General features: G+C 32.9%; 24 protein-coding genes and 1 pseudogene. 16 read left to right on the top strand and 9 right to left on the bottom strand.

Features of this window, described 5'->3' with window-relative positions; genetic code table 11:
• Positions 1 to 55 precede the first annotated feature (55 nt).
• Both BOW55_RS17265 and BOW55_RS17260 read left to right on the top strand, forming a co-directional pair.
• Positions 56 to 769: a polysaccharide deacetylase family protein gene (locus BOW55_RS17265; protein ID WP_129025298.1), complete on the top strand. Its 714-nt coding sequence runs from the start codon at positions 56 to 58 to the stop codon at positions 767 to 769.
• Positions 770 to 774: 5 nt separating this feature from the next.
• Positions 775 to 1,533: a glycosyltransferase family 2 protein gene (locus BOW55_RS17260; protein ID WP_129025296.1), complete on the top strand. Its 759-nt coding sequence runs from the start codon at positions 775 to 777 to the stop codon at positions 1,531 to 1,533.
• Positions 1,534 to 1,594: 61 nt separating this feature from the next.
• Here BOW55_RS17260 and BOW55_RS17255 read toward each other — a convergent pair whose 3' ends face one another.
• Positions 1,595 to 2,410, bottom strand: a complete 816-nt coding sequence (locus tag BOW55_RS17255; RefSeq protein WP_099719754.1) for a 2,3,4,5-tetrahydropyridine-2,6-dicarboxylate N-succinyltransferase — start codon at positions 2,408 to 2,410, stop codon at positions 1,595 to 1,597.
• A 287-nt stretch (positions 2,411 to 2,697) separates the two neighbouring features.
• On the opposite strand from BOW55_RS17255, the gene BOW55_RS17250 reads away from it, so the two are divergent.
• From BOW55_RS17250 to BOW55_RS17240, 3 genes are all read left to right on the top strand, one after another.
• On the top strand, positions 2,698 to 3,336 hold the full coding sequence (locus BOW55_RS17250; RefSeq protein WP_089052449.1) for a PAS domain-containing protein: 639 nt from the start codon (positions 2,698 to 2,700) through the stop codon (positions 3,334 to 3,336).
• Positions 3,337 to 3,512: 176 nt separating this feature from the next.
• Positions 3,513 to 3,929, top strand: a complete 417-nt coding sequence (ruvX, locus tag BOW55_RS17245) for a Holliday junction resolvase RuvX (protein WP_129025294.1) — start codon at positions 3,513 to 3,515, stop codon at positions 3,927 to 3,929.
• A 125-nt stretch (positions 3,930 to 4,054) separates the two neighbouring features.
• A complete protein-coding gene (locus BOW55_RS17240) occupies positions 4,055 to 5,551 on the top strand; it encodes a malate:quinone oxidoreductase (RefSeq protein WP_129025292.1) in 1,497 nt (498 codons plus the stop codon).
• Positions 5,552 to 5,593: 42 nt separating this feature from the next.
• On the opposite strand, the gene BOW55_RS17235 is transcribed toward BOW55_RS17240, so the two are convergent.
• Positions 5,594 to 7,816: an FUSC family membrane protein gene (locus BOW55_RS17235; protein ID WP_129025290.1), complete on the bottom strand. Its 2,223-nt coding sequence runs from the start codon at positions 7,814 to 7,816 to the stop codon at positions 5,594 to 5,596.
• Between the two features lie 198 nt (positions 7,817 to 8,014).
• Between BOW55_RS17235 and def the strand changes: the two genes are divergently transcribed.
• From def to mazG, 3 genes are all read left to right on the top strand, one after another.
• Complete coding sequence (gene def, locus BOW55_RS17230; protein WP_089052375.1) at positions 8,015 to 8,605, top strand: peptide deformylase; 591 nt, start codon at positions 8,015 to 8,017, stop codon at positions 8,603 to 8,605.
• 64 nt (positions 8,606 to 8,669) lie between these two features.
• Complete coding sequence (locus BOW55_RS17225) at positions 8,670 to 9,173, top strand: DUF5606 domain-containing protein (RefSeq protein ID WP_129025288.1); 504 nt, start codon at positions 8,670 to 8,672, stop codon at positions 9,171 to 9,173.
• Positions 9,174 to 9,256: 83 nt separating this feature from the next.
• Positions 9,257 to 10,027 (top strand): nucleoside triphosphate pyrophosphohydrolase, encoded by a 771-nt coding sequence (mazG, locus tag BOW55_RS17220; protein WP_129025286.1) that lies wholly within the window; start codon positions 9,257 to 9,259, stop codon positions 10,025 to 10,027.
• A gap of 1 nt (position 10,028) precedes the next feature.
• Here mazG and BOW55_RS17215 read toward each other — a convergent pair whose 3' ends face one another.
• Complete coding sequence (locus BOW55_RS17215; protein WP_089052372.1) at positions 10,029 to 10,709, bottom strand: Crp/Fnr family transcriptional regulator; 681 nt, start codon at positions 10,707 to 10,709, stop codon at positions 10,029 to 10,031.
• A 203-nt stretch (positions 10,710 to 10,912) separates the two neighbouring features.
• On the opposite strand from BOW55_RS17215, the pseudogene BOW55_RS17210 reads away from it, so the two are divergent.
• The 8 genes and pseudogenes from BOW55_RS17210 to BOW55_RS17175 all read left to right on the top strand — a co-directional run bounded on the left by BOW55_RS17210 (position 10,913) and on the right by BOW55_RS17175 (position 19,536).
• Positions 10,913 to 13,301, top strand: a pseudogene (locus BOW55_RS17210) (heavy metal translocating P-type ATPase metal-binding domain-containing protein).
• Positions 13,302 to 13,415: 114 nt separating this feature from the next.
• Complete coding sequence (gene ccoS, locus BOW55_RS17205; RefSeq protein WP_089052370.1) at positions 13,416 to 13,607, top strand: cbb3-type cytochrome oxidase assembly protein CcoS; 192 nt, start codon at positions 13,416 to 13,418, stop codon at positions 13,605 to 13,607.
• Positions 13,608 to 13,609: 2 nt separating this feature from the next.
• Positions 13,610 to 15,796, top strand: a complete 2,187-nt coding sequence (ccoN, locus tag BOW55_RS17200) for a cytochrome-c oxidase, cbb3-type subunit I (protein WP_129025284.1) — start codon at positions 13,610 to 13,612, stop codon at positions 15,794 to 15,796.
• A gap of 7 nt (positions 15,797 to 15,803) precedes the next feature.
• Complete coding sequence (locus BOW55_RS17195) at positions 15,804 to 15,992, top strand: CcoQ/FixQ family Cbb3-type cytochrome c oxidase assembly chaperone (protein WP_089052368.1); 189 nt, start codon at positions 15,804 to 15,806, stop codon at positions 15,990 to 15,992.
• Between the two features lies 1 nt (position 15,993).
• Complete coding sequence (locus BOW55_RS17190) at positions 15,994 to 16,932, top strand: cbb3-type cytochrome c oxidase N-terminal domain-containing protein (protein WP_129025282.1); 939 nt, start codon at positions 15,994 to 15,996, stop codon at positions 16,930 to 16,932.
• Between the two features lie 11 nt (positions 16,933 to 16,943).
• Positions 16,944 to 18,362 (top strand): cytochrome c oxidase accessory protein CcoG, encoded by a 1,419-nt coding sequence (ccoG, locus tag BOW55_RS17185; RefSeq protein ID WP_129025280.1) that lies wholly within the window; start codon positions 16,944 to 16,946, stop codon positions 18,360 to 18,362.
• A gap of 15 nt (positions 18,363 to 18,377) precedes the next feature.
• On the top strand, positions 18,378 to 18,827 hold the full coding sequence (locus tag BOW55_RS17180; RefSeq protein WP_129025278.1) for a FixH family protein: 450 nt from the start codon (positions 18,378 to 18,380) through the stop codon (positions 18,825 to 18,827).
• Between the two features lie 7 nt (positions 18,828 to 18,834).
• Positions 18,835 to 19,536 (top strand): sulfite exporter TauE/SafE family protein, encoded by a 702-nt coding sequence (locus tag BOW55_RS17175; RefSeq protein ID WP_129025276.1) that lies wholly within the window; start codon positions 18,835 to 18,837, stop codon positions 19,534 to 19,536.
• Between the two features lie 38 nt (positions 19,537 to 19,574).
• On the opposite strand, the gene hemN is transcribed toward BOW55_RS17175, so the two are convergent.
• From hemN to lpxD, 6 genes are all read right to left on the bottom strand, one after another.
• A complete protein-coding gene (hemN, locus tag BOW55_RS17170) occupies positions 19,575 to 20,939 on the bottom strand; it encodes an oxygen-independent coproporphyrinogen III oxidase (protein ID WP_129025274.1) in 1,365 nt (454 codons plus the stop codon).
• A gap of 126 nt (positions 20,940 to 21,065) precedes the next feature.
• Complete coding sequence (locus tag BOW55_RS17165; RefSeq protein ID WP_129025272.1) at positions 21,066 to 21,536, bottom strand: hypothetical protein; 471 nt, start codon at positions 21,534 to 21,536, stop codon at positions 21,066 to 21,068.
• A gap of 107 nt (positions 21,537 to 21,643) precedes the next feature.
• Positions 21,644 to 21,991 carry a hypothetical protein gene (locus BOW55_RS17160; protein WP_129025270.1) on the bottom strand — a complete coding sequence of 116 codons (348 nt, stop codon included), beginning with the start codon at positions 21,989 to 21,991 and terminating at the stop codon, positions 21,644 to 21,646.
• Positions 21,992 to 22,110: 119 nt separating this feature from the next.
• A complete protein-coding gene (locus BOW55_RS17155; RefSeq protein ID WP_129025268.1) occupies positions 22,111 to 22,533 on the bottom strand; it encodes a DoxX family protein in 423 nt (140 codons plus the stop codon).
• Between the two features lie 120 nt (positions 22,534 to 22,653).
• Positions 22,654 to 24,282 (bottom strand): acyl-CoA carboxylase subunit beta, encoded by a 1,629-nt coding sequence (locus BOW55_RS17150; RefSeq protein WP_129025266.1) that lies wholly within the window; start codon positions 24,280 to 24,282, stop codon positions 22,654 to 22,656.
• 166 nt (positions 24,283 to 24,448) lie between these two features.
• The gene (gene lpxD / locus BOW55_RS17145) at positions 24,449 to 25,447 is read right to left on the bottom strand and encodes a UDP-3-O-(3-hydroxymyristoyl)glucosamine N-acyltransferase (protein ID WP_129025264.1); all 999 of its coding nucleotides are present in this window, start codon (positions 25,445 to 25,447) and stop codon (positions 24,449 to 24,451) included.
• Positions 25,448 to 25,747 lie beyond the last annotated feature (300 nt).

Raw genomic sequence — 25,747 nt, 5'->3', positions numbered from 1 at the left:
TTTTTGTGAATAATAATACTATTAATGTTAGCTTTGCGAAAAAAATCAAAAGTAAATGTCAAAGCTGCCCATTTTAATGTACCATAATGTTGACCAAGATGACTCAAAATCTTTGGATTTGTGTATTTCTGTGTCAAAGTTGGAGGAGCAGTTTAAGTTTCTTTGCGATAATAATTACACAACATTTCATTTTAAAGATTTAGATAATTTAAAAAAACTGCCTTCAAAAAGCATTATTATTACTTTTGATGATGTTACCGAATGTCAGCTCTTGTATGCTGTGCCTTTACTTGAAAAATACCAATTAAAAGCTTCTTTTTTTATTCCTTTTACTTACGTTGGAAATTTTGATTATTGGATAGAAGGAAAAGAAAAGATAATGAGTGCCGAACAATTAAGAGGATTAGACCGTAATCTTATTGAATTGGGATATCATTCTTTTGAACATAGAAAATACAGTTCATTATCTAAAGAAGAACTGGAAGTTGATTTTATTAAATCGAATAATTTTATACTTGAAAATCAATTAGATATAAAGCCTGTTTTGGCATATCCTTTTGGGAATTATGCTAAGAAAGATACCGAATTTGCCGTTTTTGAAAAAATAATGCGCGATAATGGTATCAAATATGGTTTACGAATAGGGAACAGGGTGAATAAATTTCCTTTTAAGAACAACTATCTGGTAAAAAGAATAGATATAAAAGGAGAAGATAGTTTATTGAAATTTAGATTAAAACTGAAAATAGGAAAGCTTAAGATTTTTTAGGAAATATGGAAATTAGTGGGTTAGTAATTACCTATAATGAAGAAAAGTATATAGGTAAATGTATTGATGCTTTGTTCAGAATTTGTGATGAAGTAATTGTTATAGATTCATTAAGTGTTGATAATACGGTTAAAATTGCAGAAGAAAAAGGGGCTAAAGTTATCTCGCAAGCTTTTTTAGGCGACGGACCCCAGAGAATTCACGGACTGCCTTATTGTAAAAACGATTGGATTTTAAATCTGGATGCTGATGAGATTTTGGCAGAAGATGCTGAGAAATTTATATTATCTAGAAAATATGAAGATCAGCATTTTGATGTTTATGCCTTTAGTCTTTATAACTATTTAGGAAATAAGTTAATAAATTTTTCTGGCTGGTATCCTGATAAAACGTCGCGTTTTTTTAATAAAAAAACAGCATCTCCATCAAAAGACAGTGTTCATCAAAAGGTTTCAGGAAACAACAAAACCCATTTAAAAGTTCATGTTCACCATTATGCATGGGAGGATTTTGATCAGCTTATCAGGAAGAAAAATTTATATTCGACTTGGCATGCACAGCAGCTTTTTGAGCAGAATAAAAAAGTTAATAGTTTTAAACCAATATTAAACGGTTTGGTAGCTTTTGTAAGATGCTACTTTTTTAAAAAAGGCTTTTTGAATGGATTGGATGGTCTTACATTCGCAATGATTCAGAGCTTTTTTTCTTATATGAAATATGCTAAGCTTTTGAAGCTTCAGGAAGCGGCTAAAAAACAGAAATAAGTATAAAAAAAGGAATGAGTTTTTGAAAATCATTCCTTTTTTTTATTTGTAAAACTATAAATTAAACAGCAACATCGTATTCACGAAGTGCATTGTTTAGTGAAGTTTTTAAATCTGTAGAAGGTTTACGAGTACCAATGATTAAGGCACATGGAACTTGAAACTCGCCAGCAGCAAACTTTTTAGTATAACTTCCAGGAATTACTACTGAACGCGCAGGAACAAAACCTTTCATTTCAACAGGCTCATCACCAGTAACGTCGATAATTTTTGTTGAAGCAGTTAAACACACATTAGCACCAAGAACAGCTTCTTTACCTACGTGAACTCCTTCTACAACAATACAGCGAGAACCAATAAAAGCACCGTCTTCAATAATAACCGGAGCAGCTTGCAATGGCTCAAGAACACCGCCAATACCAACACCACCGCTTAAGTGAACGTTTTTACCAATTTGAGCACAGCTTCCAACAGTTGCCCAAGTATCTACCATAGTTCCTTCATCTACATAAGCACCAATATTTACATAACTTGGCATTAAGATTACACCGCTCGAAATGTAAGCTCCGTAACGTGCAACAGCATTTGGTACTACACGAATTCCTTTTTCAGCATAATTTCTTTTTAGTAACATTTTGTCGTGGTATTCAAAAATACCAGACTCCCATGTTTCCATTTTTTGAATTGGGAAATACATTACAACAGCCTTTTTTACCCATTCGTTTACCTGCCATTTGTCACCAACTGGTTCAGCACAACGTAACTTTCCAGCATCAATTAATTCGATAACCTCTCTAATAGCGTCAGTTGTTGTAGTTTCTTGTAATAAAGCTCTGTTTTCCCAAGCTTGTTCAATTATAGTCTGTAAAGAATTCATAGTGTTTAATTTTTGGCAAAGATAAGGTATTTGAGTAAATGCAAAAAAGAGAAAGCCTTTTGAAGATGTTATATATTTAACTTTTTGTTTGTATTTTGATAAATAATAAAGAAGCAATAATATAAAAATTGAAATTAAGAGCCGCTAAAAGTTTTTTTAATATCAAAATATGACAAAAATCAGATTTTGCTTTTTTTCTTCTGTCTAATTTCGCGACATAATTCCAGAGCAATTTTGTAAGGAAATTAAGCATACAATCCAAAACAAATAATATAAGCAGAAAAATGATGAATCAAGAAAATCAACTTCAAAATCGAATTCCAGTTATAGATAAAGAGGTTACGTGGGACAAGACACAAGTAATTATGAGTAAAACAAATGCGTTTGGTATTATTGAATATGCCAATGAAGTTTTTGTTGATGTTTCTGGTTATGAAGATTACGAATTAATGGGACAGCCGCATAATATTATTCGTCACCCAGATATGCCAAAAGTCATTTTTAAAGTTTTATGGGAAAATCTTAAAGCTGGAAAAAACTTTCATGCAATTGTAAAGAATTTAGCAAGATCTGGGCGTTATTACTGGGTTATTACCGATTTTGAGATTGCAAAAGATGAAAACGGAGTCATTATGAACTATTTTGGAAGAAGACAAGCCGTTCCGCAAGAAGTTATTTCACTGCATATTGAACCATTGTACAAAAAACTGCTGCAAATAGAAGCTGCAAGCGGTGTTGAATACAGCGAGAAATATTTAATTGGATTTCTAGAGGAGAAAAAGAGAACTTATGTAGAGTATATAAAAGAGTTGATATACGAACATGAAAAAACACAGTCTAAGTTTGCGAATTACGAAGAGAAAGAAAAAGAAGACGAGGAGGAAGAGGAAGAAAGAGGCTTTTTTAGAAGACTGTTTAATAGATAGATATATTTTTTTAGTTTTAAATATTTTTGGTGAGGTCCGTTCTGAGTTTTTCAGAACGGATTTTTTATTGGTAAATAATTTTGAGAGGAGGGTTAAAGTTAAAAGGCTTGTAAAAGGTTATATTTGCATTTTTTTTAAGTTTCTTTTTAAATTATCGTTTATAAAATTTAGATAATATGCCTAGAATCCTCTCATTAGATTACGGACAAAAACGTACAGGAATTGCTGTTACTGACGAAATGCAGATTATTGCATCAGGATTAACTACGATTCCAACTCATACTTTAATTGATTTTCTAAAAGATTATTTCGCTAAAGAAAAAGTAGAAGCAGTTTTGATAGGCGAGCCAAAGCAAATGAATGGCGAGCCATCTCAAAGCGCATCAATAATTAAAGGTTTTGCGACTCATTTTTCAAATATTTTTCCCGAAATGAAGGTAATTCGTGTTGACGAACGATTTACTTCAAAAATGGCATTCCAGACCATGATCGACAGTGGTTTGAGCAAAAAACAAAGGCAGAATAAAGGTTTAATTGATGAGATTTCGGCAACAATTATGCTTCAGGATTATCTTTCTTCGAAGCGTTTTTAAGTTTATTTCTGATTAATTTCACATTTTTGGAAAAATTTATAATTTTCTAACTTTTATCATGTAAAAATTAGTTTTTTTTTGCGATTGAAAAAGGTACCTTTGCACTTTAAAAACAAATTACTGTTATGCCTGACAATACAATACGTTCCAATAGTGAAGTAGTGCTTATTGGAGCTGGAATTATGAGTGCAACTCTTGGATTAATTTTAAAAGAGCTGCAACCAGATATTAAAATTGAAATTTATGAAAGATTAGATGTGGCTGCTGCCGAAAGTTCCGATGCTTGGAATAATGCAGGAACCGGACACTCTGCCTTTTGTGAATTAAATTATACCCCAGAAAAGGCTGACGGAAGTATTGATCCAAAAAAAGCAATTAGTATTGCTGAATCTTTTGAAATTTCCCGCCAGTTTTGGTCTTATTTGGTACAACAAAATAAAGTACCTTCTCCAGAAAATTTTATAAAAAGTGTTCCTCATATGAGTTTTGTTTGGGGAGATAAAAATGTAGAATACCTTAAAAAGAGATTTAAAGCACTTCAAAGTAATCCTATTTTTTCTGAAATGACATTCAGTACTGACTTTAATCAGTTAAAAGAATGGATGCCTTTAGTAATGGAAGGCAGAGCGGCTGATGAAAAATTAGCAGCTACTCACATGGAAATTGGTACCGATGTTAATTTTGGTGCGCTGACAAGAAGCATGTTTAATTATCTTGAAAAATTAGATGGCGTTAATTTATATTTTAACCACGAGGTTAAAAAATTAAAACAACGTGAGGATAAATCTTGGAGAATTAAAATCACAGATTTGTCTACTGGTCAAAAGCGAAAAGCATATACTAAATTTGTATTTATTGGAGCTGGTGGAGGTTCATTGCCTTTATTAGAAAAAGCAAATGTTCCAGAAGGAGCAGGTTACGGAGGATTTCCAGTAAGCGGACAATGGTTAAAATGTACAAATCCGGACGTTATTGCAAAACATCAGGCTAAAGTTTATGGAAAAGCAAGCGTGGGAGCACCGCCAATGTCAGTTCCGCATATTGATACACGTGTAATCGATGGCGAAAAAGCATTGTTGTTTGGTCCTTTTGCAGGATTCTCAACACGCTTCTTGAAAAATGGGTCGTATTTAGATCTTCCATTATCGATAAAAGCAAATAACTTAATTCCTATGCTTTCTGCAGGGTACCATAATATTCCTTTGACAAAATATTTAATTGAGCAGGTTCGTCAATCTCCAAAAGACAGAATGAAAGCACTTCGTGAATATTTGCCAAGCGCTCGTTCTAAAGATTGGAAATTAGAAAAAGCAGGACAACGTGTTCAGGTTATTAAAAAAGGAGAAGATGGAGGCGGAGTTCTAGAGTTTGGTACTGAAGTGATAAGCACGCACGACGGAAGTTTAGCAGTTTTATTAGGAGCTTCTCCTGGAGCATCTACTGCAGTTGCCATTATGATTGATTTGATTGGAAGATGTTTTACAAATCAAATTAAAACGCCAGAATGGGAAGCAAAAATGAAAGAAATGATTCCTTCTTATGGAAAAACGCTTAATGACAAACCAGAGCTTTTAGCAGAACTTAGAAAAGAAACTGCCGAAGTTTTGAAATTGAATAATTAAAGTCATTTTTTATAATAAAAAAAAACAACAAATCCAGATGAATTAATCTGGATTTGTTGTTTTTAGTTCTTTTGTGATTTTCAGGATTTTTTCTGCAAGATTGCTCATCCATATTAATTGCTCAATAACCATTTGGGCTTCCTGCATTTTTGCTTGACGCGTTTCCTTGTCCAGTTCATCATCAGCAGCAAGACGAGAAAAGTTTTTACGTTTAAGCTCTTCAAACTGCAGTGTAACATCTTCTTTGTCAAAAAAAGTATCCGTAATAACAGCTTCATTTCTTAAAATTGAAATAGAATGTTCTAAGTTTGAAAGAATAGTTTTTATGATGTAATTGAAAGATTCTGAAGCCGATGTTGTTTGATGTGACTGTATGTACGTCGATAAAGAGGCTAAAGCCGATAAAAAAGAATGATTTAAAACCACTAACTTGTTTACCAAAGGCATTGTTTTTTGCTTAGATTTTGGCTCTTGCATCATCCTTTGAAAAGAAGTCATTAAATTACCAGTCTCAACAAATGCATTCTTTCTCGCTAATTTATAAGAAGTCGGAACTTCCCCTTTTTTATTATAGAAATCAGCAATTTCTTTAAGATAATTTCTATTTGCTCTAATCGAATTCTCAATATGAATAGGTGTATTTAAAAATTCCCAAGCCGGCCATAAAAATTGATTGGCGATAAAAGCCAAAGTAGCACCAGCAAGCGAATCAAGTATTCTAAATTGTATTACTTCAACAACATTTGGTGTCAAAATTCCGTAAATAAACACAACATACATCGTTACAAATGTGGCGCTTATTTTATAGTTAATTTGAGTAAACGAAATTCCGAGAAGCATACAAACAATCGAGAAAATACTCAAAACAACATGATTTTGAATAAGAGATACGATCCCAAATGCCAAAAGCCCTCCTAAAATAGTTCCAAAAATTCTATTATAAGATCGTTCTTTAGTCAAACCATATCCAGGGCGCATAATTACAACTATAGTTAGCAGAATCCAGTAATTATTTTGAAGATGTAATAATTGACCAAGGACAAAACCACACAAAATAGTTACCGTTAAGCGAATCGAGTGTCTGAATATTGACGACGAATAACTTAAGTTTTCAATTAAAGTTCGAAGCGGATAATATTGCGGTGTTAAGAATTTTTCTAATTCTTTGTCTTTATCTTTTAATTTATAAGACTGCATTGCCAGCGATAAAGCACGTTGAATAGTTTTAATTTTTCCAACCTGATTTTTGGCATATTTCAGCATATTAGTAAGCATTAATACGCCTTCTGCAGCTTCTTCTTTACCCAAGCTCTTTTCATAATCAAAAATCGCAAACTCAAGAGCATCAAGTTCATTTTTTAAATCATTTTTGTCAACATAAACAGCAATATGCTGTACGTTTTTAGAAAGCTTCTTTAAGGTTGATGCCAGCTTATACGCTACATTTTGATAAGTACGTAAAACTTCAGGATGTTTATTGAACTTTTCATGAATCTTATTATGGTCAAAAGAAGTATACAAAGCAAGTTCTTGAATTTCTACTAAGGTTATAAAAACCAGCAGCATTTTTCGATTTTGGCTTGTTGTTCCTGAAGCATTTTGATTTCCAATCAGCATTTTTCGTAAATCCTCATGAATCAAATTAAGATCAACTTGTATCGCCAGCTGTTTTTCGATTATTTTTTCACGATTTGCTTCGGGATTCCATAAATCGCCTCTAAGTTTTAAGTATTTAGAGGTTAGCTTTATACCTTCTGCAATTTGCAGTTCAATATATTTATAAGGTTGTACAAAGTGAAAAACTAGTGAAACAATTAAGTATAAAATTCCGCCAACAAAAATAAAACCTGAATATTGAAAAGCTTCCCAGCCCTCATGTAAATGACCAAAGGATAATGAAATCGATAATAAAGCAGAAAACGAAACTAATGTTGCTCTCTGACCGTATACTGAAATCATGGAGCATATAAACAATAAAAATCCTAAAAAGGGATAAAACAAATAAGGATGCGGATAAGCAAGATTTACTAATAAATTAACGCCCGAAACAATAAAAGAAGCAACAATAAGACCTTTTATTTTGTGACTTAAAGAGCTTGGAATATCACTGGGATACGTATAAAATGCACCTAATGCAATTGTGAAACCTATTTCGAAATGTCCTAAAAAATTTAAAATTAAAACGGGTACAACTGAGGCGATGGTTACTTTTGACGCATTTAAAAAAGAAGTACTATTTGTGAATTTCGAGATACGTTCAAACATAAAGTGAGGTTTACTAGCAAAGGTAAGAATTGTACGAACTATTTTGGCATAATTATAGCTGAGTTTTTAGAAGCATGCAAAATATATCATAAATATAGGTTTAAAATTATTCATTGACTATTTTTTACTATTTTTGCCAGCTGAAATATAAGAACCCAATATAGGGTTTTTGTTAGATAAAACATTAAACAAAAACAAATGATTTTACCAATTGTAGGATATGGCGACCCAGTTTTAAGAAAAGTGGGAACAGCAATTACGCCAGATTATCCAAACTTAAAAGAGACATTAGCAAACATGTATGAAACCATGTATAATGCATATGGAGTTGGGCTTGCTGCACCGCAAGTTGGCCTGCCAATTCGTGTGTTTGTTATTGATACAACTCCTTTTAGTGACGATGAGGATTTATCATCAAATGAGCAGAAAGATTTGAAAGGTTTTAAAAAGACTTTTATCAATGCAAAAATCATTAAAGAAGAAGGTGAAGAGTGGAGTTTTAATGAAGGATGTTTAAGTATTCCGGATGTTCGCGAGGACGTTTATAGAAAACCAACTGTTACAATCGAATATTGTGAAGAGGATTTTGTAATGAAAACAGAAGTTTTTGATGGTTTAATTGCCAGAGTTATTCAGCATGAATACGATCATATCGAAGGTGTTTTATTTACAGATAAAATATCATCTTTGAAAAAACGTTTGATTCAGAAAAAATTGAAAAACATTACTGAAGGTAAAACATTTCAAGAATATAGAATGAAATTTGCTGCTGCTAAAAAAGGAAGATAAATGTTCTGAATAATTTAGAACATAAAAAAATATAATAAAATTCTTAATACTAATTTTAATAAACATGAATTTAGACAAAATTTTAGCCATTTCTGGGAAACCAGGTTTATATGTATTGAAAGTACAGACTCGTACAGGTTTTGTGGCAGAATCATTATTAGACGGAAAAAAAATTACTGTAAACTTAAAAAGTAATGTAAGTTTATTATCAGAAATTTCAATTTATACATACGAAGGAGAAAAACCATTGACTGAAGTAATGCAAAAAATTGCTGCTAAAGAAAACAAAGGTCAAGCTATTTCGCACAAAGAAGATAACGCAACATTAAGCGCTTATTTTAAAGAAATTTTGCCAGAATATGATGAAGAAAGAGTTTATCCTTCTGATATTAAAAAAGTATTAAACTGGTACAATACACTTCAAGCTAAAGGTTTGGTTACTGATTTAGCACCAGCTGCTGCAGAAGCTCCAGAAGAAACTCCAGCAGTAGAAGAAAAAGTTAAAAAAGCGCCAGCTGCTAAAAAAAGCAAAAGCTCAGAAAGAAGAATAATAGTTTTTCCGAATTAAATATATTAATCCTGTTGAGATGTTTTCTTGACAGGATTTTTTACTTTTACAATCACTTGCCTGAAATATAAAAACAAGAAAAAATGAGCAAAGAACTTCAATTAAAAGCTTTTGAAAGATTATTAATTATAATGGATGAACTTCGTGAGCAATGTCCGTGGGATAAAAAACAGACATTGCAAACACTTAGACATTTAACGATTGAAGAAACTTACGAATTGGGGGATGCTATTTTAGATAATGATTTGAATGAAGTAAAAAAAGAACTGGGTGATTTATTGCTTCACATTGTTTTTTATGCAAAAATAGGTTCAGAAACAAATGATTTTGATATCGCTGATGTGTGCAATGAAATTTGTGATAAATTAATTCATCGCCATCCTCATATATACAGCGACACAGTTGTGAAAGATGAGGAAGAAGTAAAACAAAATTGGGAAAAGCTTAAATTGAAAGAGGGTAAAAAATCAGTTTTAGAAGGCGTGCCAAGAAGTCTTCCTGCATTAGTAAAAGCAAGTCGTATTCAAGATAAAGTAAAAGGTGTTGGTTTTGATTGGGAAGAACCACATCAAGTTTGGGATAAAGTTCAAGAAGAATTAGAAGAGCTTCAAGTAGAAGTTAAATCCGGCGATCAAGATAAAATCGAAGCCGAATTTGGAGATGTCCTATTCTCAATGATAAATTATGCCCGTTTTTTAAATGTTAATCCAGAAGATGCTCTGGAGCGCACTAATAAAAAATTCATCAAACGCTTTCAATATTTAGAAAGTAAAGCAAGTGAATTAGGGAAACCTTTAATGGATATGACTTTAGCAGAAATGGATGTTTTCTGGAATGAAGCAAAAAAGCAATAAACTATTCGGCCATTTTCTTTAGGGCTTTAATATTTTTAAGCATAATTTTTTTTCCAACAAGCTCGATTAAGTCTAGTTTGTTAAAATCAGATAATAAACGGATACAGCTTTCAGTTGCTGTACCAATTATTCCAGCCAATTCCTCTCTTGTAAGTTGTACTTTTAAGGTTTTGTCTGTGTTTTCGCCAAAACCTTCATGCAATTGCAATAAAGTTTCTGCTAAACGCTGTTTTACTGTTTTTTGAACTAAAGCAATTTTATCATTTTCAGATTCTTTTAAATCTTCGCAGACAGACTGCATTAAATTCAAAGAGAATTGATTGTTTGTATTAAAGAAATGTATGATTTCGTTTTTAGGAATAAAACAAACCTCCATATCTGCAACCGCTTTTGCAGTTAAGTTTGCAGGTTCGTTGCTGATCATTGAACGTTGTCCTAATAATTCACCAGATTTTACCAGTTTTACAATCTGATCTTTTCCGTTAGCGCTTAATTTAGAAAGTTTTCCAACACCATCTTTGACACAAAATACACCATTGGTAACTTCGCCTTCTTCAAAAATAGCTTCGCCTTTTTTAATTGTATAGGTAGTTTTGCTGCTAGCCAATTTTACAACTTCATCTTTACTGAGGGCTTTTAGAGAAGAAAGCTGTCTTACGATACATTGATCACATTTACTCATGGCAAAAAAATTTAGTGCAAAATTAACCAATATTGACGTTTAATACTAGTAATATCGTTTAAAATATCTATAAAAAAGAGGATGACGCAATTTGGCAGTTTTATTTTCATTAAATTAGAATTCTATTTCATTTTAATATGATAATTGTCATAGTAAAAAGAGGGACTTATTTTGAATATTTGTTGCATTAAAAAAAACAAATTATGATTGAGCAGAGTTGTTTTCATTGCGGATTAACTATTCCTAAAAATGAAGAAATCAATTTTGATGAAAAAAAGTTTTGTTGCGCCGGTTGTAAAACGGTTTACGAAATTTTCAGTTTTCATGATTTGACCTGTTATTACGATTTTCAAAAATCACCAGGAGCCACACCGCAAGATATTCAGGGAAAATATGATTTTTTAGATAATGAAGCAATCCTTTCAAAAGTTTTAGAATTTCAGGAAGGAAATACCGCTATAGTTTCATTAAGTATTCCACATATTCATTGCAGTTCATGTATTTGGATTCTAGAAAATCTTAATCGTCTTGAAAAGGGAATAAGTACTTCTCAGGTTAATTTTCCTGAGAAAAAAAGTTCGAATTACTTTCAATTCAGACGTAGTTTCACTAAAATCAATAGCTTATTTATTAAGCTCAATTGGTTATGAACCTTATATAAGTTTAGAAAATTACGAAACAGGAAAAAACAATGTTGACAGAAGTTTGACATACAAACTGGGTGTTGCCTTTTTTTGTTTCGGAAATATTATGCTTCTTTCGTTTCCTGAGTATTTTGAAATAAAAGAGTTTTGGCTGGATAATTATAAACCCTTTTTTAGGATTTTGATTTTTGTTTTGGCATTGCCAAGTTTCTTATATTCTGCAAGTGGTTATTACGTTTCAGCTTATAAAAGTATAAAATCAAAAATGCTTAATATAGATATTCCAATTGCTTTAGGAATCATCGTAATGTTTATTCGCAGTACTTTTGATATGGTGATGAATTATGGTCCTGGCTTTTTTGATAGTCTAACAGGGTTAGTATTCTTTATGCTGCTTGGAAAAATGTTTCAAATTAAGACGTATAGCTTTTTAAGTTTTGAACGTGATTTTAAATCTTATTTTCCTATTGCAGTTACTCGTATAAATTCCGATTTATCAGAAGAAAGCGTTCCTATTTATGATGTTTTAAAAGGAAATCGTTTGTTGATACGAAATCAAGAATTAATTCCTGTTGATGGAATTTTAATAAGCGAAAAGGCTGAGATTGACTATAGTTTTGTGACTGGAGAAGCAGATCCTATTATTAAGAAGTCTGGAGATAAAGTATTTGCCGGCGGAAAACAGATTGGAAAAGTTATTGAAATGGAAGTACTGCAATCTGTTTCGCAAAGTTATTTAACGCAACTATGGAGTAATGAGATATTTCAGAAAAAAGTACTTCAAAAGCATAAAACGATTACCGATGCCATAAGCCGTTATTTTACTCCTATTTTATTACTGATAGCCTTTGCAGGTTTCGGTTATTGGATTTTTATCGATGCAACTACAGCATTTAATGTTTTTACAGCGGTTTTAATTGTTGCTTGTCCTTGTGCGCTTGCTTTAACGGCACCATTTACTTTTGGTAATATACTGCGTATAATGGGGAAACAAAAAATGTACTTAAAAAATGCATTGGTTATTGAGCAGTTAGCAAAAGTTGATACTATAGTTTTTGATAAAACAGGAACTATTACCACCAATAAAAAGTCAAATATCTTATATGAAGGAAAAGAAATTTCGAAAGAAAATTATATCCTGATAAAAAATGTTCTTCGCGGTTCAAACCATCCGTTAAGCCGTATGCTGTATGATTTTTTACCTGATCAGGATCGAGTTAAAATTGATGAATTTACGGAGATAACAGGAAAGGGAATTTTGGCTGTAGTTAATAATCGAACAATAAAAATCGGGTCAGCTTCTTTTGTGGGAAATCCAGGTTTAAATACATCAGAAATCGAACGAACCGCATTGCATATTAAGATTGATGATTTGTATTACGGACAGTTTGTGTTTCAGAATAAGTATAGGGAAGGTTTGGAAAAACTTTTTGCAACATTAAGCAGAGATTATAATATTAAAGTCCTTTCAGGAGATAATGATGGGGAGAGAGCTAATCTCGAAGCTATATTGCCTAAAAACACAGAATTGGTTTTTAATCAAAAACCCGAACAAAAGCTTGATTTTATTAAAAAACTGCAAGATTCAGGAAAGAACGTTATGATGGTTGGCGATGGACTGAATGATGCTGGAGCATTAGCACAAAGTAATGTAGGAGTGTCAGTTTCTGAAAATGTCAATGTTTTTTCTCCAGCTTGTGATGCTATTTTGGATGCAGGAGAGTTTTATCGATTAGATTATTTTTTAAAACTGTCGCATAAATCGATATTAATAATCAAATTGAGTTTTGGATTGTCATTGTTGTACAACGTAGTCGGGCTCTCGTTTGCTGTAACAGGAAATTTACTACCTTTAGTAGCGGCTATTATTATGCCATTGAGTACAATTACAATTGTCAGCTTTGTAACGATCATGTCTAACTATTTCAGCAAGAGTAGTTTAGAATGATTTTAAATAATTCAAAGAGTAAATTTTATAAATTTAACATTATTCTTTGATTATGATAATTATCATATTTTACACGCAGGTAACCTATTAATTTTGTTAACATAAATTTACGGTATGAGTGTTATTTATCTATTAATTTCAGTAAGTATTTTCGTAGCAATATGTTTCTTTATTGCTTTCATCGCAGCGGTCAAATCTGGGCAGTACGATGACGATTATACGCCTTCGGTCAGAATACTTTTTGACGACGAAACCAAAATTACTTCCCAAAATAATAATTCACCAATAGAAGAAAAACAAGTATAATTATGGAAATGGAACAGTTTTATTACGACAACAAAATTGTAAAAAAATTCATTTACGCCACCATCCTTTTTGGAGTAGTGGGTATGTTAGTGGGGCTGACCTTAGCGGTCATGTACCTTTTTCCCAATTTGACAGATGGGATATCGTGGTTAAGTTATGGTCGTTTGAGACCGTTGCACACCAATGCGGTTATTTTTGCATTTGTTGGAAATGCCTTTTTTGCCGGAATGTATTATTCCATGCAGAGATTGCTTAAAGCCAGAATGTTTAGTGACTTTTTAAGTAATTTACATTTTTGGGGCTGGCAGTTAATTATCGTAGCCGCTGCAATTACATTGCCATTAGGGTATACTTCTTCAAAAGAGTATGCTGAGCTTGAATGGCCTATAGATATTGCCATAGCGCTTATTTGGGTAGTAATGGGGATCAATATGATAGGTACAATGCTGCGACGCAGGGAACGTCACTTATATGTAGCTATTTGGTTCTATCTTGCTACGTTTGTAACTGTTGCAGTTCTTCATATTTTTAATAATATCGAAATTCCAGTTTCAGCATTAAAAAGTTATTCCGTTTATGCTGGTGTACAAGATGCTTTAGTACAATGGTGGTATGGTCATAATGCGGTTGCATTTTTCTTGACGACTCCATTTTTAGGATTAATGTATTATTTCGTGCCTAAAGTAGCAAATCGTCCAGTATACTCTTATAGATTATCAATTATTCACTTTTGGTCTTTGATCTTTATTTATATCTGGGCAGGACCGCACCACTTATTATATTCAGCATTACCAAACTGGGCTCAAAATTTAGGAGTTGCATTCTCAGTAATGTTAATTGCTCCATCATGGGGAGGTATGATCAACGGATTGTTAACATTGAGAGGAGCTTGGGATAAAGTTCGTGAAGAACCAGTTTTAAAATTCTTTGTAGTAGCTATTACAGGTTATGGTATGGCGACTTTTGAAGGACCAATGTTATCTCTTAAAAATGTAAATGCTATCGCGCATTATACTGACTGGATCGTTGCTCACGTACACGTTGGTGCATTAGCTTGGAACGGATTTATGTCTTTTGGTATCATTTATTGGTTGATTCCTCGAATGACAAAATCGGATTTATTCTCTAAGAAATTAGCAAACTTTCATTTCTGGATTGGTACATTAGGTATTATAGTATATACAATTCCATTATACGTAGCAGGTTTTCAACAAGCTTCAATGTGGAAACAATTTAATCCAGATGGTACATTAACGTATGGAAATTTCCTTGAAACAGTAACTGCAATTATGCCAATGTATTGGATGAGAGCAATTGGAGGAAGTTTGTATCTGATAGGTATGTTGACTTTGGTTTACAATATCATTATGACTGTAAAAGCTGGTCAGACAATTGAAGATGAATTGGCTCAAGCTCCAGCACTGCAAAAAATCAGCAGCGGAAGACTTAATGGAGAGAAATTCCATTCTTGGTTAGAAAGAAAACCAATTCAATTGACCATTTTAGCTACAATAGCAATTTTAATTGGAGGGATTATTCAAATTGTACCAACCATTATGGTAAAATCGAATATACCAACAATTTCAAGTGTAAAACCTTATACACCATTAGAACTTGAAGGACGTGATTTGTATATCAGAGAAGGTTGTGTAGGTTGTCACTCACAATCAGTTCGACCATTTAGAAGTGAAGTTGAGCGTTATGGAGTACAGGCAAAAGCAGGAGAGTTTGTTTATGATCATCCATTCTTATGGGGATCAAAACGTACAGGTCCAGATTTATTAAGAGTTGGTGGTAAGTATAATGATAACTGGCATTTTAACCATATGTGGAATCCGCAAAGTACATCTGCAGGATCGATAATGCCAGGTTACAAGTGGTTGTTTGACAATGAGCCAATGGACATTTCATTAACTCAGAAGAAAATGAAAGCAATGATTTCGCTTGGTGTGCCATACACAGACGAGGAAGTTGCAAATGCACAAAGAACTTTAAGAGAGCAGGCAGTTAAAATTGAAAAAAGTTTAGAAAGCGATCCTGATTTTGTAAAAAGTTATGAAGACAGCAGGAAAAAAGCAGAAGCTAAAGGTGAGAAATTTATTCCGATGAATGAAAGAGAAATCGTTGCTTTGATTGCTTACATTCAAAGACTTGGTACTGATATTAAAGTAAAAGAAACTTCTAAATAACAGCATTATGTTTGAACAAATAAAACACAATATGGAAACGATATCGGGTATAGAAATTTACCCGATTCTTTCTCTCTTGATTTTCTTTTTCTTTTTCGTAGGATTAGGCTTTTGGGTATTCTCTTATAAAAAAGATAAAATTCAAGAAATGAGCCAAATACCTTTAGAGGATAATTTAATTTCAAAAGATAGATAAAATGAAAAAGTTTTTCCCAGTATATGTTAGAGTACCGTTGATTTTTTTCATCGTTTTTGCTTTGATGGAGTATTTTATAGATTCAGGTGATAAACCGGCATTTATTAAATACCCAATGGTATCTGTCTTTTTGTTTGTATTTCTATTTATTTTGATTGCAATCGAAATTACGCTTAGTGCAGTAAATCGAATTATGTATCAATTAATGTCTCCTGAAGAAAAAGCAAAAGCGGAGTATGAAAACAGTTTGAGTCTTAAGGAGAGTACTTGGTACAAAGACTTAATGCATAAACTTACTAAGACAGTACCAATGTCTAAAGAAGCAGATTTATTACTAGATCATGATTATGACGGCATTAAAGAGCTTGATAATAATTTACCGCCATGGTGGGTTTATTTATTCTACATCTGTATCATTTTTGGAGTACTTTATGTAGTTCGTTATGATGTTTTAGGAGCTGATGATCAGGAAATGGAGCTTAAAAAAGAAATGGCTCAGGCAAAAATTGATGTAGAAGAGTATATGAAAACTGCTCCAGATTTGATGGATGAAAAAACAGTTGTTTTACTTACAGATGCACCAAGTTTAGATGCCGGAAAGGAAATATTTACAACAAACTGTGCAGCTTGTCATAGAGCAGATGGAGGAGGACAAATTGGTCCAAACTTAACAGATAATCATTGGATTTTAGGAGGAGGAATAAAAGAGATATTCCACACCATTACAAACGGAGGTCGTGACGGTAAAGGAATGATCGCTTGGAAAGGAACTCTTAAACCAAAAGAAATTCAAAAGGTTGCCAGCTACATTTTGTCATTGCAAGGAAGTAATCCAAAAGACCCAAAAGAAGCCGAAGGTGAAGTATGGGCAGGAGAAGGTGCTCCTCAAGCAGATACTGCAGCAAATACACCAAAAGATACCACAGAAGTTAAAAAATAATTTAGAATATCATGTCAAATTTACCAGACGAAGCTTTTAGAGATACCATTGGAACTATAGATGAAGGCGGTAACAGGAAATTTATATTCCCTAAGAAACCGTCTGGTAAATTTTATAATTACAGAAAAATAGTCAGTTATGTTTTACTGACTATTTTAATTGTTAACCCGTTTATTAAAGTAAACGGAAACCAATTTATGATGTTCAATATACTTGAACGTCGTTTTAATATTTTCGGATTTCCTTTTTGGCCCCAGGACTTCTACCTTTTCGTTATTTCAATACTTGTCGGTGTTGTATTCATTATATTATTTACGGTTGTTTTTGGAAGAATCTTTTGTGGATGGATTTGCCCTCAAACCATTTTTTTAGAAATGGTATTTCGCCGAATCGAGTATTGGATTGACGGAGATCGTGGAGCACAGTCTCGTTTAGCAAGGCAAGAGTGGAATGCAGAAAAAATTAGAAAAAGAGTTGTTAAATGGACCATTTTCTTTTTAATCTCTTTTGGTATAGCAAATGTATTTCTCGCTTATTTAGTTGGCTCCGACGCTTTATTTTTAATGGTTGAGCAAGGACCTGTTAAACAGGCAAGTAATTTTATAGCACTTCTTATTTTTACTGGAGTTTTTTATTTCGTTTTTGTATGGTTTCGTGAACAGGTTTGTATTATTGCCTGTCCTTACGGAAGATTACAAGGTGTTTTATTAGATAATAAATCAATAAATGTTGCGTATGATTTCGTACGAGGCGAAAAAGAGAATGGAAGAGCCAAGTTTAATAAAAAAGAAGATAGAGCACTAACAGGAAAAGGTGATTGCATTGATTGTCTTCAATGTGTTCATGTATGCCCAATGGGTATTGATATTAGGAACGGAACACAGCTTGAATGCACAAACTGTACAGCTTGTATAGACGAGTGTGATCATATTATGGAAAGCGTAGGATTGCCTAAAGGACTTATTCGTTACGCTTCTGAAGATGAGATTGCTAAAAAAGAGCCTTTTAAGTTCACAGCAAGAATGAAAGGTTATACCGCTGTACTGTTTATTTTATTGAGTATTTTTGTTGGAATGCTGTTTTTAAGAACAAATGTTCAAGCAGTTGTTTTACGTTTACCTGGACAGCTTTTTCAGCATAAAGGAGATAAAATCAGTAATGTTTATACCTACAAGATTGTTAACAAAACAATGAAAGATTACAATGATATTCATTTTGAGTTAATCGATCAAAAAGGAGAAATTAGAAACGTAGGAAAACAACATTTTAAAGTTCCAAAAGAAGGAATTTCGCAAGGAACATTATTTATTGAAATAAATGAAGTATTGTTAGAAAGTGACAAAACCAAAGTAAAAATTGGTGTCTATAATGGTAACGAATTGCTTGAAACAACAAATACAAATTTCTTAGGACCAAGAAGTTTTAATTAAATAAACACAAGTATCATGAAAATTAATTGGGGAACTGGAATTGTCATTGCATTTGCATTGTTTATGACATTTATATTATACTTTGTTTTCGAAGTACAATCAAATAGCAAATATGATAATGACTTGGTTGTAGAAGAGTATTACAAGCATGATACTCATTTTCAGGAAGAAATGGCAAGAATTCAAAATGCGCATGATTTGCAGCATAAGCCGTCTATTAAATATAGTGAAGATGGTGTGCAGGTTACTTTTCCAGCAGACTTTGAAGGAAGTAAAGTAAAAGGGAATGTTTTATTATATAGACCTTCAAATAAGAAATTTGATTTTGATACTCAGATTGCTTTAACAAATTCTTCATTGTTAATTCCGCAGAAAAAATTAATAAAAGGGCGTTGGGATGTTAATATGGAGTGGCAGTATGAAGGGAAAAAATACCTGACAAAAGAAGTTATCTACGTAAATTAATCATAAAATGTTATTTTCTGCTCTAATATTTGGTCTTATAAGCAGTCTGCATTGTGTTGGAATGTGCGGACCTATAGCTATGATGCTTCCAGTAGATCATAACAATGAAACTAAAAAGGCAGCGCAGATTATTACTTATCACTTAGGACGATTATCTGCTTACGCCATAATCGGACTGGTTTTTGGACTGTTAGGGAGAGGTTTTTTTCTTGCCGGAATGCAGCAAAATATGTCGATTTTTATTGGTGTTGCAATGATTTTAATCGTTCTAATTCCAGAAAAAGTATTTGCTAAATACAATTTCTCAAAACCAGTATATAAAATTATTTCAAATATAAAATCTAGTCTGGGAAGTCAGTTTAAAAAGAAAAGTTACAAGTCTCTTTTTACTATTGGTTTATTAAATGGCTTTTTACCATGCGGAATGGTTTATGTTGCCTTGTTTGGTGCAATTGCCATGCAGAGCGCAGGACTTGGTGTGTTCTATATGCTGTTGTATGGATTAGGAACTATTCCTTTAATGACAGTTGTAGTTTATATTAATTCATTACTAAAATTACCTTTTAGAAACAAAATTCAAAAAGCAATTCCTTATGTTGCAGTAATAATTGGAGCGTTGTTTATTTTGAGAGGTTTAGGGTTAGGAATTCCTTATTTATCTCCTTCTAATATGAATTTGTTTGTTCAAGCAACTCCAAATTGTCATTAAACCTTTCTATTTCAAATTCTCTTTAAATTTTGATGTTTTTAAACTGTCATTGAGAATAAATTAGTCTCAGGAGATTTTCTTTTTAAATGCAAATCAAAAGCCATACAAATATTACGAACAAATGGTCTTCCTGCTTCAGTAATTTTTAGTTTATTTTCCTCAATTACAATTAACTTGTCTTTCTCAATTTCTTCAAGATCTAATAATACAGATGGTAATTCTTTAAAATATAAAGACTCGCTGCTCCAAGAAGTTTCAAGATCGCAAGTAAGGTTTAAGATGTGTTTTCTAATAATTAAATCTTCATCATTTAAAATATGTCCTTTTACGATTGGCAGTTGATCTTCTCTTAAAATTCGGTAATACTCTTCAAGACTTTTTGTGTTTTGAGCAAAACTATACCAGCTGTCGCTGATAGATGAAACACCTAAACCTATCATAAGCTGCGTTTTAGATGCACTGTATCCCATAAAGTTTCGATGCATTTTTTTATTATGCGCGGCGTCAAATAAACTGTCAGAAGACAAAGCAAAATGATCCATACCAATTTCATGATAACCATTGGCAGAAAGCAATTGTTTTCCAGTTTCGTATAGTTGTCTTTTCTCTGCATCTTTAGGCAGGTTTTCTTCATTAAAGCCGCGTTGTCCGTTTCCTTTTATCCAAGGTACATGAGCATAGCTGTAAAACGCTAAACGGTCTGGTTTTAATGAATTTGTTTTTTCAACCGTATCAATAACGTCTTCAACGGTTTGAAATGGAAGACCGAAGATAATATCGTGTCCTATAGATTTATAACCAATTTCTTTTGCCCAAAAAGTTACTTTTGCGACATTATGAAAAGGTTGTATACGATGTATTGCTTTTTGTACTTTTTCGGCATAATCCTGAACACCAAAACTAACTCGGCGGAAACCTAAATCATATAGTTTTTTTAATTGCTCGTAGGTAGTATTATTAGGATGTCCTTCAAAGCTAAATTCATAATTATCGGCTTTGTCGGCTAATTTAAAAATGCCATTAATTAAATGTTCTAAATTTTCTGTAGAAAAAAAGGTTGGAGTACCGCCGCCTAAATGAATTTCTTTTATGAAAGGTTTTTCAGGAAGTAACTCACAGTATAATCTCCATTCTTTTAAAATTGCACTTATGTATATCTCCTCAACAGAATGATTTTTTGTAATTCTTTTGTTACAGCCGCAAAAGGTACACATGCTTTCGCAGAATGGCAGATGCAGGTATAAACTAATTCCGTTTTGTGAATTACTCTCTGAGAAGGATTTTTGAAAAGAAGACTTCCATTGTTCTACAGTAAAGGCAGATTCATTCCAATAAGGAACAGTTGGGTAACTTGTATATCTAGGGCCTGGTACATTGTACTTCTGGGTTAGTGAAATTTTCATAAGACAAATTTATTTTCCCCCAAAGTTAGTTATTGATAAGAAGATGTAAAATGACAAATGTCATGTATCGATCAAAAAAAAGGAGGCTCATAATGAACCTCCCTTTACTGAATTAAATAACTAACATTAAATAGAATCCTGAATGATTTTAAGCCATTTTTTTGCAAACATATGATCTTGGTATACGCTTATCTGTTTGATGCGGTCATCGTCAAAATCATAGAATGGAATTGTAATTTTTTTAGAAGTTTCTTTATCCTGAAATTCAAAATCAATTTTAACAATGGTTTCTGAATTGCCTTCGGTGGTTAAAACTAACTTGCATGATGATACACTTTTTAAGTCAACATAAATTGATTCCTGTTGATTAGGATTGAAGTTCATTAAAATAAATTTTCGATTTTTTTGATCTATTGTAAGTGTTTTATTGTTTTGTGATTCCGTTAAATCAAAATCTTCGGGATGAGTTGGATTGAACTTCTTTTTTATGTCTAGAATTTTTGATTTGTTCGCTGCGCTCGATCGTGCAGAAAAATATACTGGTACGGCAACTATGATCGCAATCACAATGCCTATTATTGTAATACTTGTGTCCATTTCTTTTTAAATTTGATAAATACATGAAATTATAAACAGTTTTCCTGAAAGAAAACGGTTTACGAGTGTGAGAAGAAAATAATCTTCCTTAAAGTTTCATAGGTATACTACCAAAAAAAGTGGAAAGGGTAGAGCATTATTAAGATTTTCTTGCTCTGAGTAGAAAATTGATTGACAAAGTTTGAAGATGGCTTTTCAATTCTATAGTTTGGAATAGCCAGTAGTAAAGAATCAAACCATTTTATTACACCAGAATTGGTGTGTTTAATATTTGCGGCTAATTGATAACCTGCCTGCGGTTGAATAAATGCAAATGAATCTGGTGTTTCTTTACCGAAATTGGTATCCGTTTTTTGAGTTTCGATTTTTTGCACCACAGAACTTTCTGCTTGAGCAGCAAAAAGTCCAATAATCAAGAGTGATATAAAAAATACAATTTTACGAATCCAATTCATGCGGGCGAAATTAGTTCATAAAATACAATAAAAGAAATTTAGAGTGCTAATTACTTCTTAAAAAATGTTTTATTAAATTATCCTCAATTTATTTTGATTAAATTGAGGATAATAAAACATTATTGCTGCATTTTAAAATAATAGTCAGCAGAGTGTTTTCCACCGCCATAAAATAAGAAAAATATGCAGAGTAACAATACAACGATTGCTAAAGCTAAGCTTTCAGAATGCATGTGTCCCATGAAATTGATAAGAACAGCTCCAAATAGTATTGGCAATTGAGCGGCGATTGCCCAACGGGTAAGCAGCCCAAAAAAGATCATTATGCCTCCAATCATGTGAGCCGGTGCGATATAATGCAAAAGAAACATTCCGCCTCCGAATCGATCTATTGGAGAAATCAAATCATGCAAATATTGAACGTTGGTTACAAAAGAAACCCCTTTCATAAATAAGAAAACCCCCAATATTATGCGTACTAAATCTACTGGTAAATAAGTATGCGAATTTGCCCACTTATTCAAGCTTTTTACATTTTCCATGATACAACGAGATTAAAAATTATATACTAAGTTACTAATTTTTAGTGATATATTTAATTTAAGTATCTGGAAATAAGTTTTTTGATATTATTTTAACAAGTTTAAAAAGAGGTGCGCAATTTAAACCTGAATTACTCCTAAATTAAATGGTTTTTGAATCGGTGCATGATTTGCCGCTTCAATTCCCATAGAAATCCATTTACGTGTATCCAACGGATCAATTATAGCATCTGTCCATAATCTAGACGCAGCATAATAAGGAGAAGTCTGTTCGTCGTAACGTGCTTTTATTTTGTTAAAAAGTTCAGTTTCTTTTTCTTCGTCGATAATTTCTCCTTTTGCTTTAAGTGAAGAAGCTTCAATTTGTGCCAAAACTTTTGCTGCTTGAGTCCCGCCCATAACAGCAAGCTCAGCGCTCGGCCATGCAAAAATTAATCTTGGGTCATAAGCTTTACCGCACATGGCATAGTTTCCTGCTCCATAAGAGTTTCCTACAATTACAGTGAATTTTGGGACAACCGAATTACTTACGGCATTGACCATTTTGGCTCCGTCTTTAATAATTCCGCCATGTTCAGATTTTGATCCAACCATAAAACCAGTAACGTCTTGTAGAAATACCAAAGGAATTTTCTTTTGATTACAATTAGCAATAAATCGGGTTGCTTTGTCGGCACTGTCAGAATAGATAACACCGCCAAACTGCATTTCGCCTTTTTTTGTTTTAACTACTTTTCGTTGATTAGCAACTATTCCGACGGCCCAGCCGTCAATTCTTGCGTATCCAGTAATTAAGGATTGACCGTAACCATCTTTATAAGCTTCAAATTCTGAATTGTCAACCAAGCGATTGATTATTTCCATCATATCATATTGTTCATTTCTAGCTTTTGGTAGAATTCCGTAGATATCATTTGGTTCTAATGCTGGTTTTTCGGCTTTAATTCGACTGTAACCTGCTTTATCAAAATCACCAATTTTATCAACTATATTTTTAATTTTGTCTAGAGCATCTTTATCATCTTTAGCCTTATAATCGGTAACGCCCGAAATCTCGCAATGCGTTGTTGCTCCGCCCAAAGTTTCATTATCTATTGTTTCGCCAATAGCTGCTTTTACTAAATAACTTCCAGCAAGGAAAATACTGCCGGTTTTATCTACAATTAAGGCTTCGTCGCTCATAATTGGAAGATAAGCTCCGCCAGCAACACAACTGCCCATTACAGCCGCTATTTGGGTAATACCCATACTGCTCATTTGAGCGTTGTTTCTAAAAATTCGTCCAAAATGCTCTTTGTCAGGAAAGATTTCATCTTGAAGAGGCAGATAAACACCTGCACTGTCAACTAAATAAATAATAGGAAGTTTGTTTTCGATCGCAATTTCCTGTGCTCGCAGATTTTTTTTGGCAGTTATAGGAAACCATGCCCCTGCTTTTACAGTAGCATCATTTGCAACAACAATACATTGTTTGCCTTTTACATAACCAATTTTAACAACCACGCCAGCAGAAGGGCATCCGCCATGTTCTTTGTACATTCCTTCGCCTGCAAAACCGCCAACTTCAATACTATTTGAATTTTCATCCAATAAATAAGCGATTCGTTCACGAGCCGTCATTTTTCCTTCCGCATGTAATTTCTCAATGCGTTTTTCACCGCCGCCCAATTTTACTTTGGCAACCTTTTGTTTTAATTCAGAAAGGAGTAGTTTATTATGATCTTCGTTTTTATTGAAGTTTAAATCCATGATATAGTATTGATTTTGTAAAATAGTGTTGGCTAATTTACAAAATCAATTGAAATAAACAGAGTATTTCAAATTTGTCTGAACTTTATTTTAGAGGATTTTATTTTCTTAAATAAAAAAGCAGAAGCGGTTGGCTTCTGCTTTTTCTATAGCTATATAAGTTGTATTATTTTTTCGGATTGCAAGCCATTCTTTTTAGTGTTGCCCATTGTTTTAAAGCGTCACGAGCTTCAACAGCTGGATAACCCAACATTGTTTTTCCCGCTGGAACATCGCCTATAACACCAGATCCAGCACCAATAACAGCACCGTCGCCAATTGTCGTGTGATCTTTTATAGAAGCGCTTCCGCCAATAATAACTCCGTTTCCTAAAGTTACTGATCCAGCCAAACCGCTGTTTCCAGCCATAATACAAAATTTTCCTAATTTACTGTTATGTCCAATTTGAACTAAATTATCAATTTTACAGCCGTCGCCTAAAATTGTCGAACTGAATTTCCCGCGGTCAACGCAAGAGTTTGCTCCAATTTCAACGCCGTTTCCTATAATTACATTTCCAATTTGTGGAATTTTGACTAAACCGTTTTCAGAACATGGGCGAAATCCAAAACCGTCGGCTCCAATCGTGGCATTTGGGTGAATGATGCAATCGTTACCGATGTGGCAGCGCTCGCGAACTACTGATCCTGACCAAACAACAGTGTTTTTCCCGATAGTGCATTCGTCTAAAATTGTCACATTTGGATATAGAGTAACATTTGCTCCAATTTCAACTTTTGGACCAATATAACATCCTGCACCAATTTTAGCGCCTTCACCAATTATTGCAGTTTCATCTACAGTTGCAGTTTTGTGAATGTTTGTGCGAAATATTGGAGTAGGAGGGGCAAAAAGATTTAGAATTTGTGACATCGCTAAATCTGCGTTTTTTACTTTGATAAAAGCACGATTTTCTCCTGGTTCGATCGAAATGTCTTCATTAACAACTGCAATTGAAGCATTTGATGCTGACCAATATTTTTCATATTTTTTGTTTCCTATAAACGAAATTTCAGAAGTGGTGGCTTTTTCTAATTGCTCGGTTGCGGTTACGCTTTGTGAAGTTGTGCCGTAGATTACACCATTAATTACTTCGTTAATTTCTTGAATAGAATAGGATTTCATTGATAAGTTTAATTGACTAAGGGTTTATTTTTTGCCAAATAAAATGAAATAGATTTTAATTACCTAATAAAATTTTCAAGTTTTTTGATAAAAGTTTATAATAATAGTTTAAATATTACAAAATTAACATTTTACCTATTAATTTAATGAATGTATTCTAATTTTGCGTGCTGCCTTTTCTTGTATTATCGATGTTTAAGTAATTAAATATTGTAAAACATACAGCGATAAAAGGGAATCATTTTATTGATAGGTAGTGACTTACATTTTTAATGTTAATTAATATTTTGATATTTGTGT

This window comes from Flavobacterium sp. YO12, assembly GCF_004119495.1.
Taxonomy (GTDB): Bacteria; Bacteroidota; Bacteroidia; order Flavobacteriales; family Flavobacteriaceae; genus Flavobacterium.
Note: the sequence above shows the minus strand (reverse complement) of the source record. Positions and strands in the feature narration are given on the sequence as shown.

Bases quoted from the DNA above. Each gene is read 5' to 3' on its own strand.
- BOW55_RS17265 (WP_129025298.1), top strand. From the start codon at position 56: ATGTCAAAGCTGCCCATTTTAATGTACCATAATGTTGACCAAGATGAC.
- BOW55_RS17260 (WP_129025296.1), top strand. From the start codon at position 775: ATGGAAATTAGTGGGTTAGTAATTACCTATAATGAAGAAAAGTATATA.
- BOW55_RS17255 (WP_099719754.1), bottom strand. From the start codon at position 2,410: ATGAATTCTTTACAGACTATAATTGAACAAGCTTGGGAAAACAGAGCT.
- BOW55_RS17250 (WP_089052449.1), top strand. From the start codon at position 2,698: ATGAATCAAGAAAATCAACTTCAAAATCGAATTCCAGTTATAGATAAA.
- ruvX (WP_129025294.1), top strand. From the start codon at position 3,513: ATGCCTAGAATCCTCTCATTAGATTACGGACAAAAACGTACAGGAATT.
- BOW55_RS17240 (WP_129025292.1), top strand. From the start codon at position 4,055: ATGCCTGACAATACAATACGTTCCAATAGTGAAGTAGTGCTTATTGGA.
- BOW55_RS17235 (WP_129025290.1), bottom strand. From the start codon at position 7,816: ATGTTTGAACGTATCTCGAAATTCACAAATAGTACTTCTTTTTTAAAT.
- def (WP_089052375.1), top strand. From the start codon at position 8,015: ATGATTTTACCAATTGTAGGATATGGCGACCCAGTTTTAAGAAAAGTG.
- BOW55_RS17225 (WP_129025288.1), top strand. From the start codon at position 8,670: ATGAATTTAGACAAAATTTTAGCCATTTCTGGGAAACCAGGTTTATAT.
- mazG (WP_129025286.1), top strand. From the start codon at position 9,257: ATGAGCAAAGAACTTCAATTAAAAGCTTTTGAAAGATTATTAATTATA.
- BOW55_RS17215 (WP_089052372.1), bottom strand. From the start codon at position 10,709: ATGAGTAAATGTGATCAATGTATCGTAAGACAGCTTTCTTCTCTAAAA.
- ccoS (WP_089052370.1), top strand. From the start codon at position 13,416: ATGAGTGTTATTTATCTATTAATTTCAGTAAGTATTTTCGTAGCAATA.
- ccoN (WP_129025284.1), top strand. From the start codon at position 13,610: ATGGAAATGGAACAGTTTTATTACGACAACAAAATTGTAAAAAAATTC.
- BOW55_RS17195 (WP_089052368.1), top strand. From the start codon at position 15,804: ATGTTTGAACAAATAAAACACAATATGGAAACGATATCGGGTATAGAA.
- BOW55_RS17190 (WP_129025282.1), top strand. From the start codon at position 15,994: ATGAAAAAGTTTTTCCCAGTATATGTTAGAGTACCGTTGATTTTTTTC.
- ccoG (WP_129025280.1), top strand. From the start codon at position 16,944: ATGTCAAATTTACCAGACGAAGCTTTTAGAGATACCATTGGAACTATA.
- BOW55_RS17180 (WP_129025278.1), top strand. From the start codon at position 18,378: ATGAAAATTAATTGGGGAACTGGAATTGTCATTGCATTTGCATTGTTT.
- BOW55_RS17175 (WP_129025276.1), top strand. From the start codon at position 18,835: ATGTTATTTTCTGCTCTAATATTTGGTCTTATAAGCAGTCTGCATTGT.
- hemN (WP_129025274.1), bottom strand. From the start codon at position 20,939: ATGAAAATTTCACTAACCCAGAAGTACAATGTACCAGGCCCTAGATAT.
- BOW55_RS17165 (WP_129025272.1), bottom strand. From the start codon at position 21,536: ATGGACACAAGTATTACAATAATAGGCATTGTGATTGCGATCATAGTT.
- BOW55_RS17160 (WP_129025270.1), bottom strand. From the start codon at position 21,991: ATGAATTGGATTCGTAAAATTGTATTTTTTATATCACTCTTGATTATT.
- BOW55_RS17155 (WP_129025268.1), bottom strand. From the start codon at position 22,533: ATGGAAAATGTAAAAAGCTTGAATAAGTGGGCAAATTCGCATACTTAT.
- BOW55_RS17150 (WP_129025266.1), bottom strand. From the start codon at position 24,282: ATGGATTTAAACTTCAATAAAAACGAAGATCATAATAAACTACTCCTT.
- lpxD (WP_129025264.1), bottom strand. From the start codon at position 25,447: ATGAAATCCTATTCTATTCAAGAAATTAACGAAGTAATTAATGGTGTA.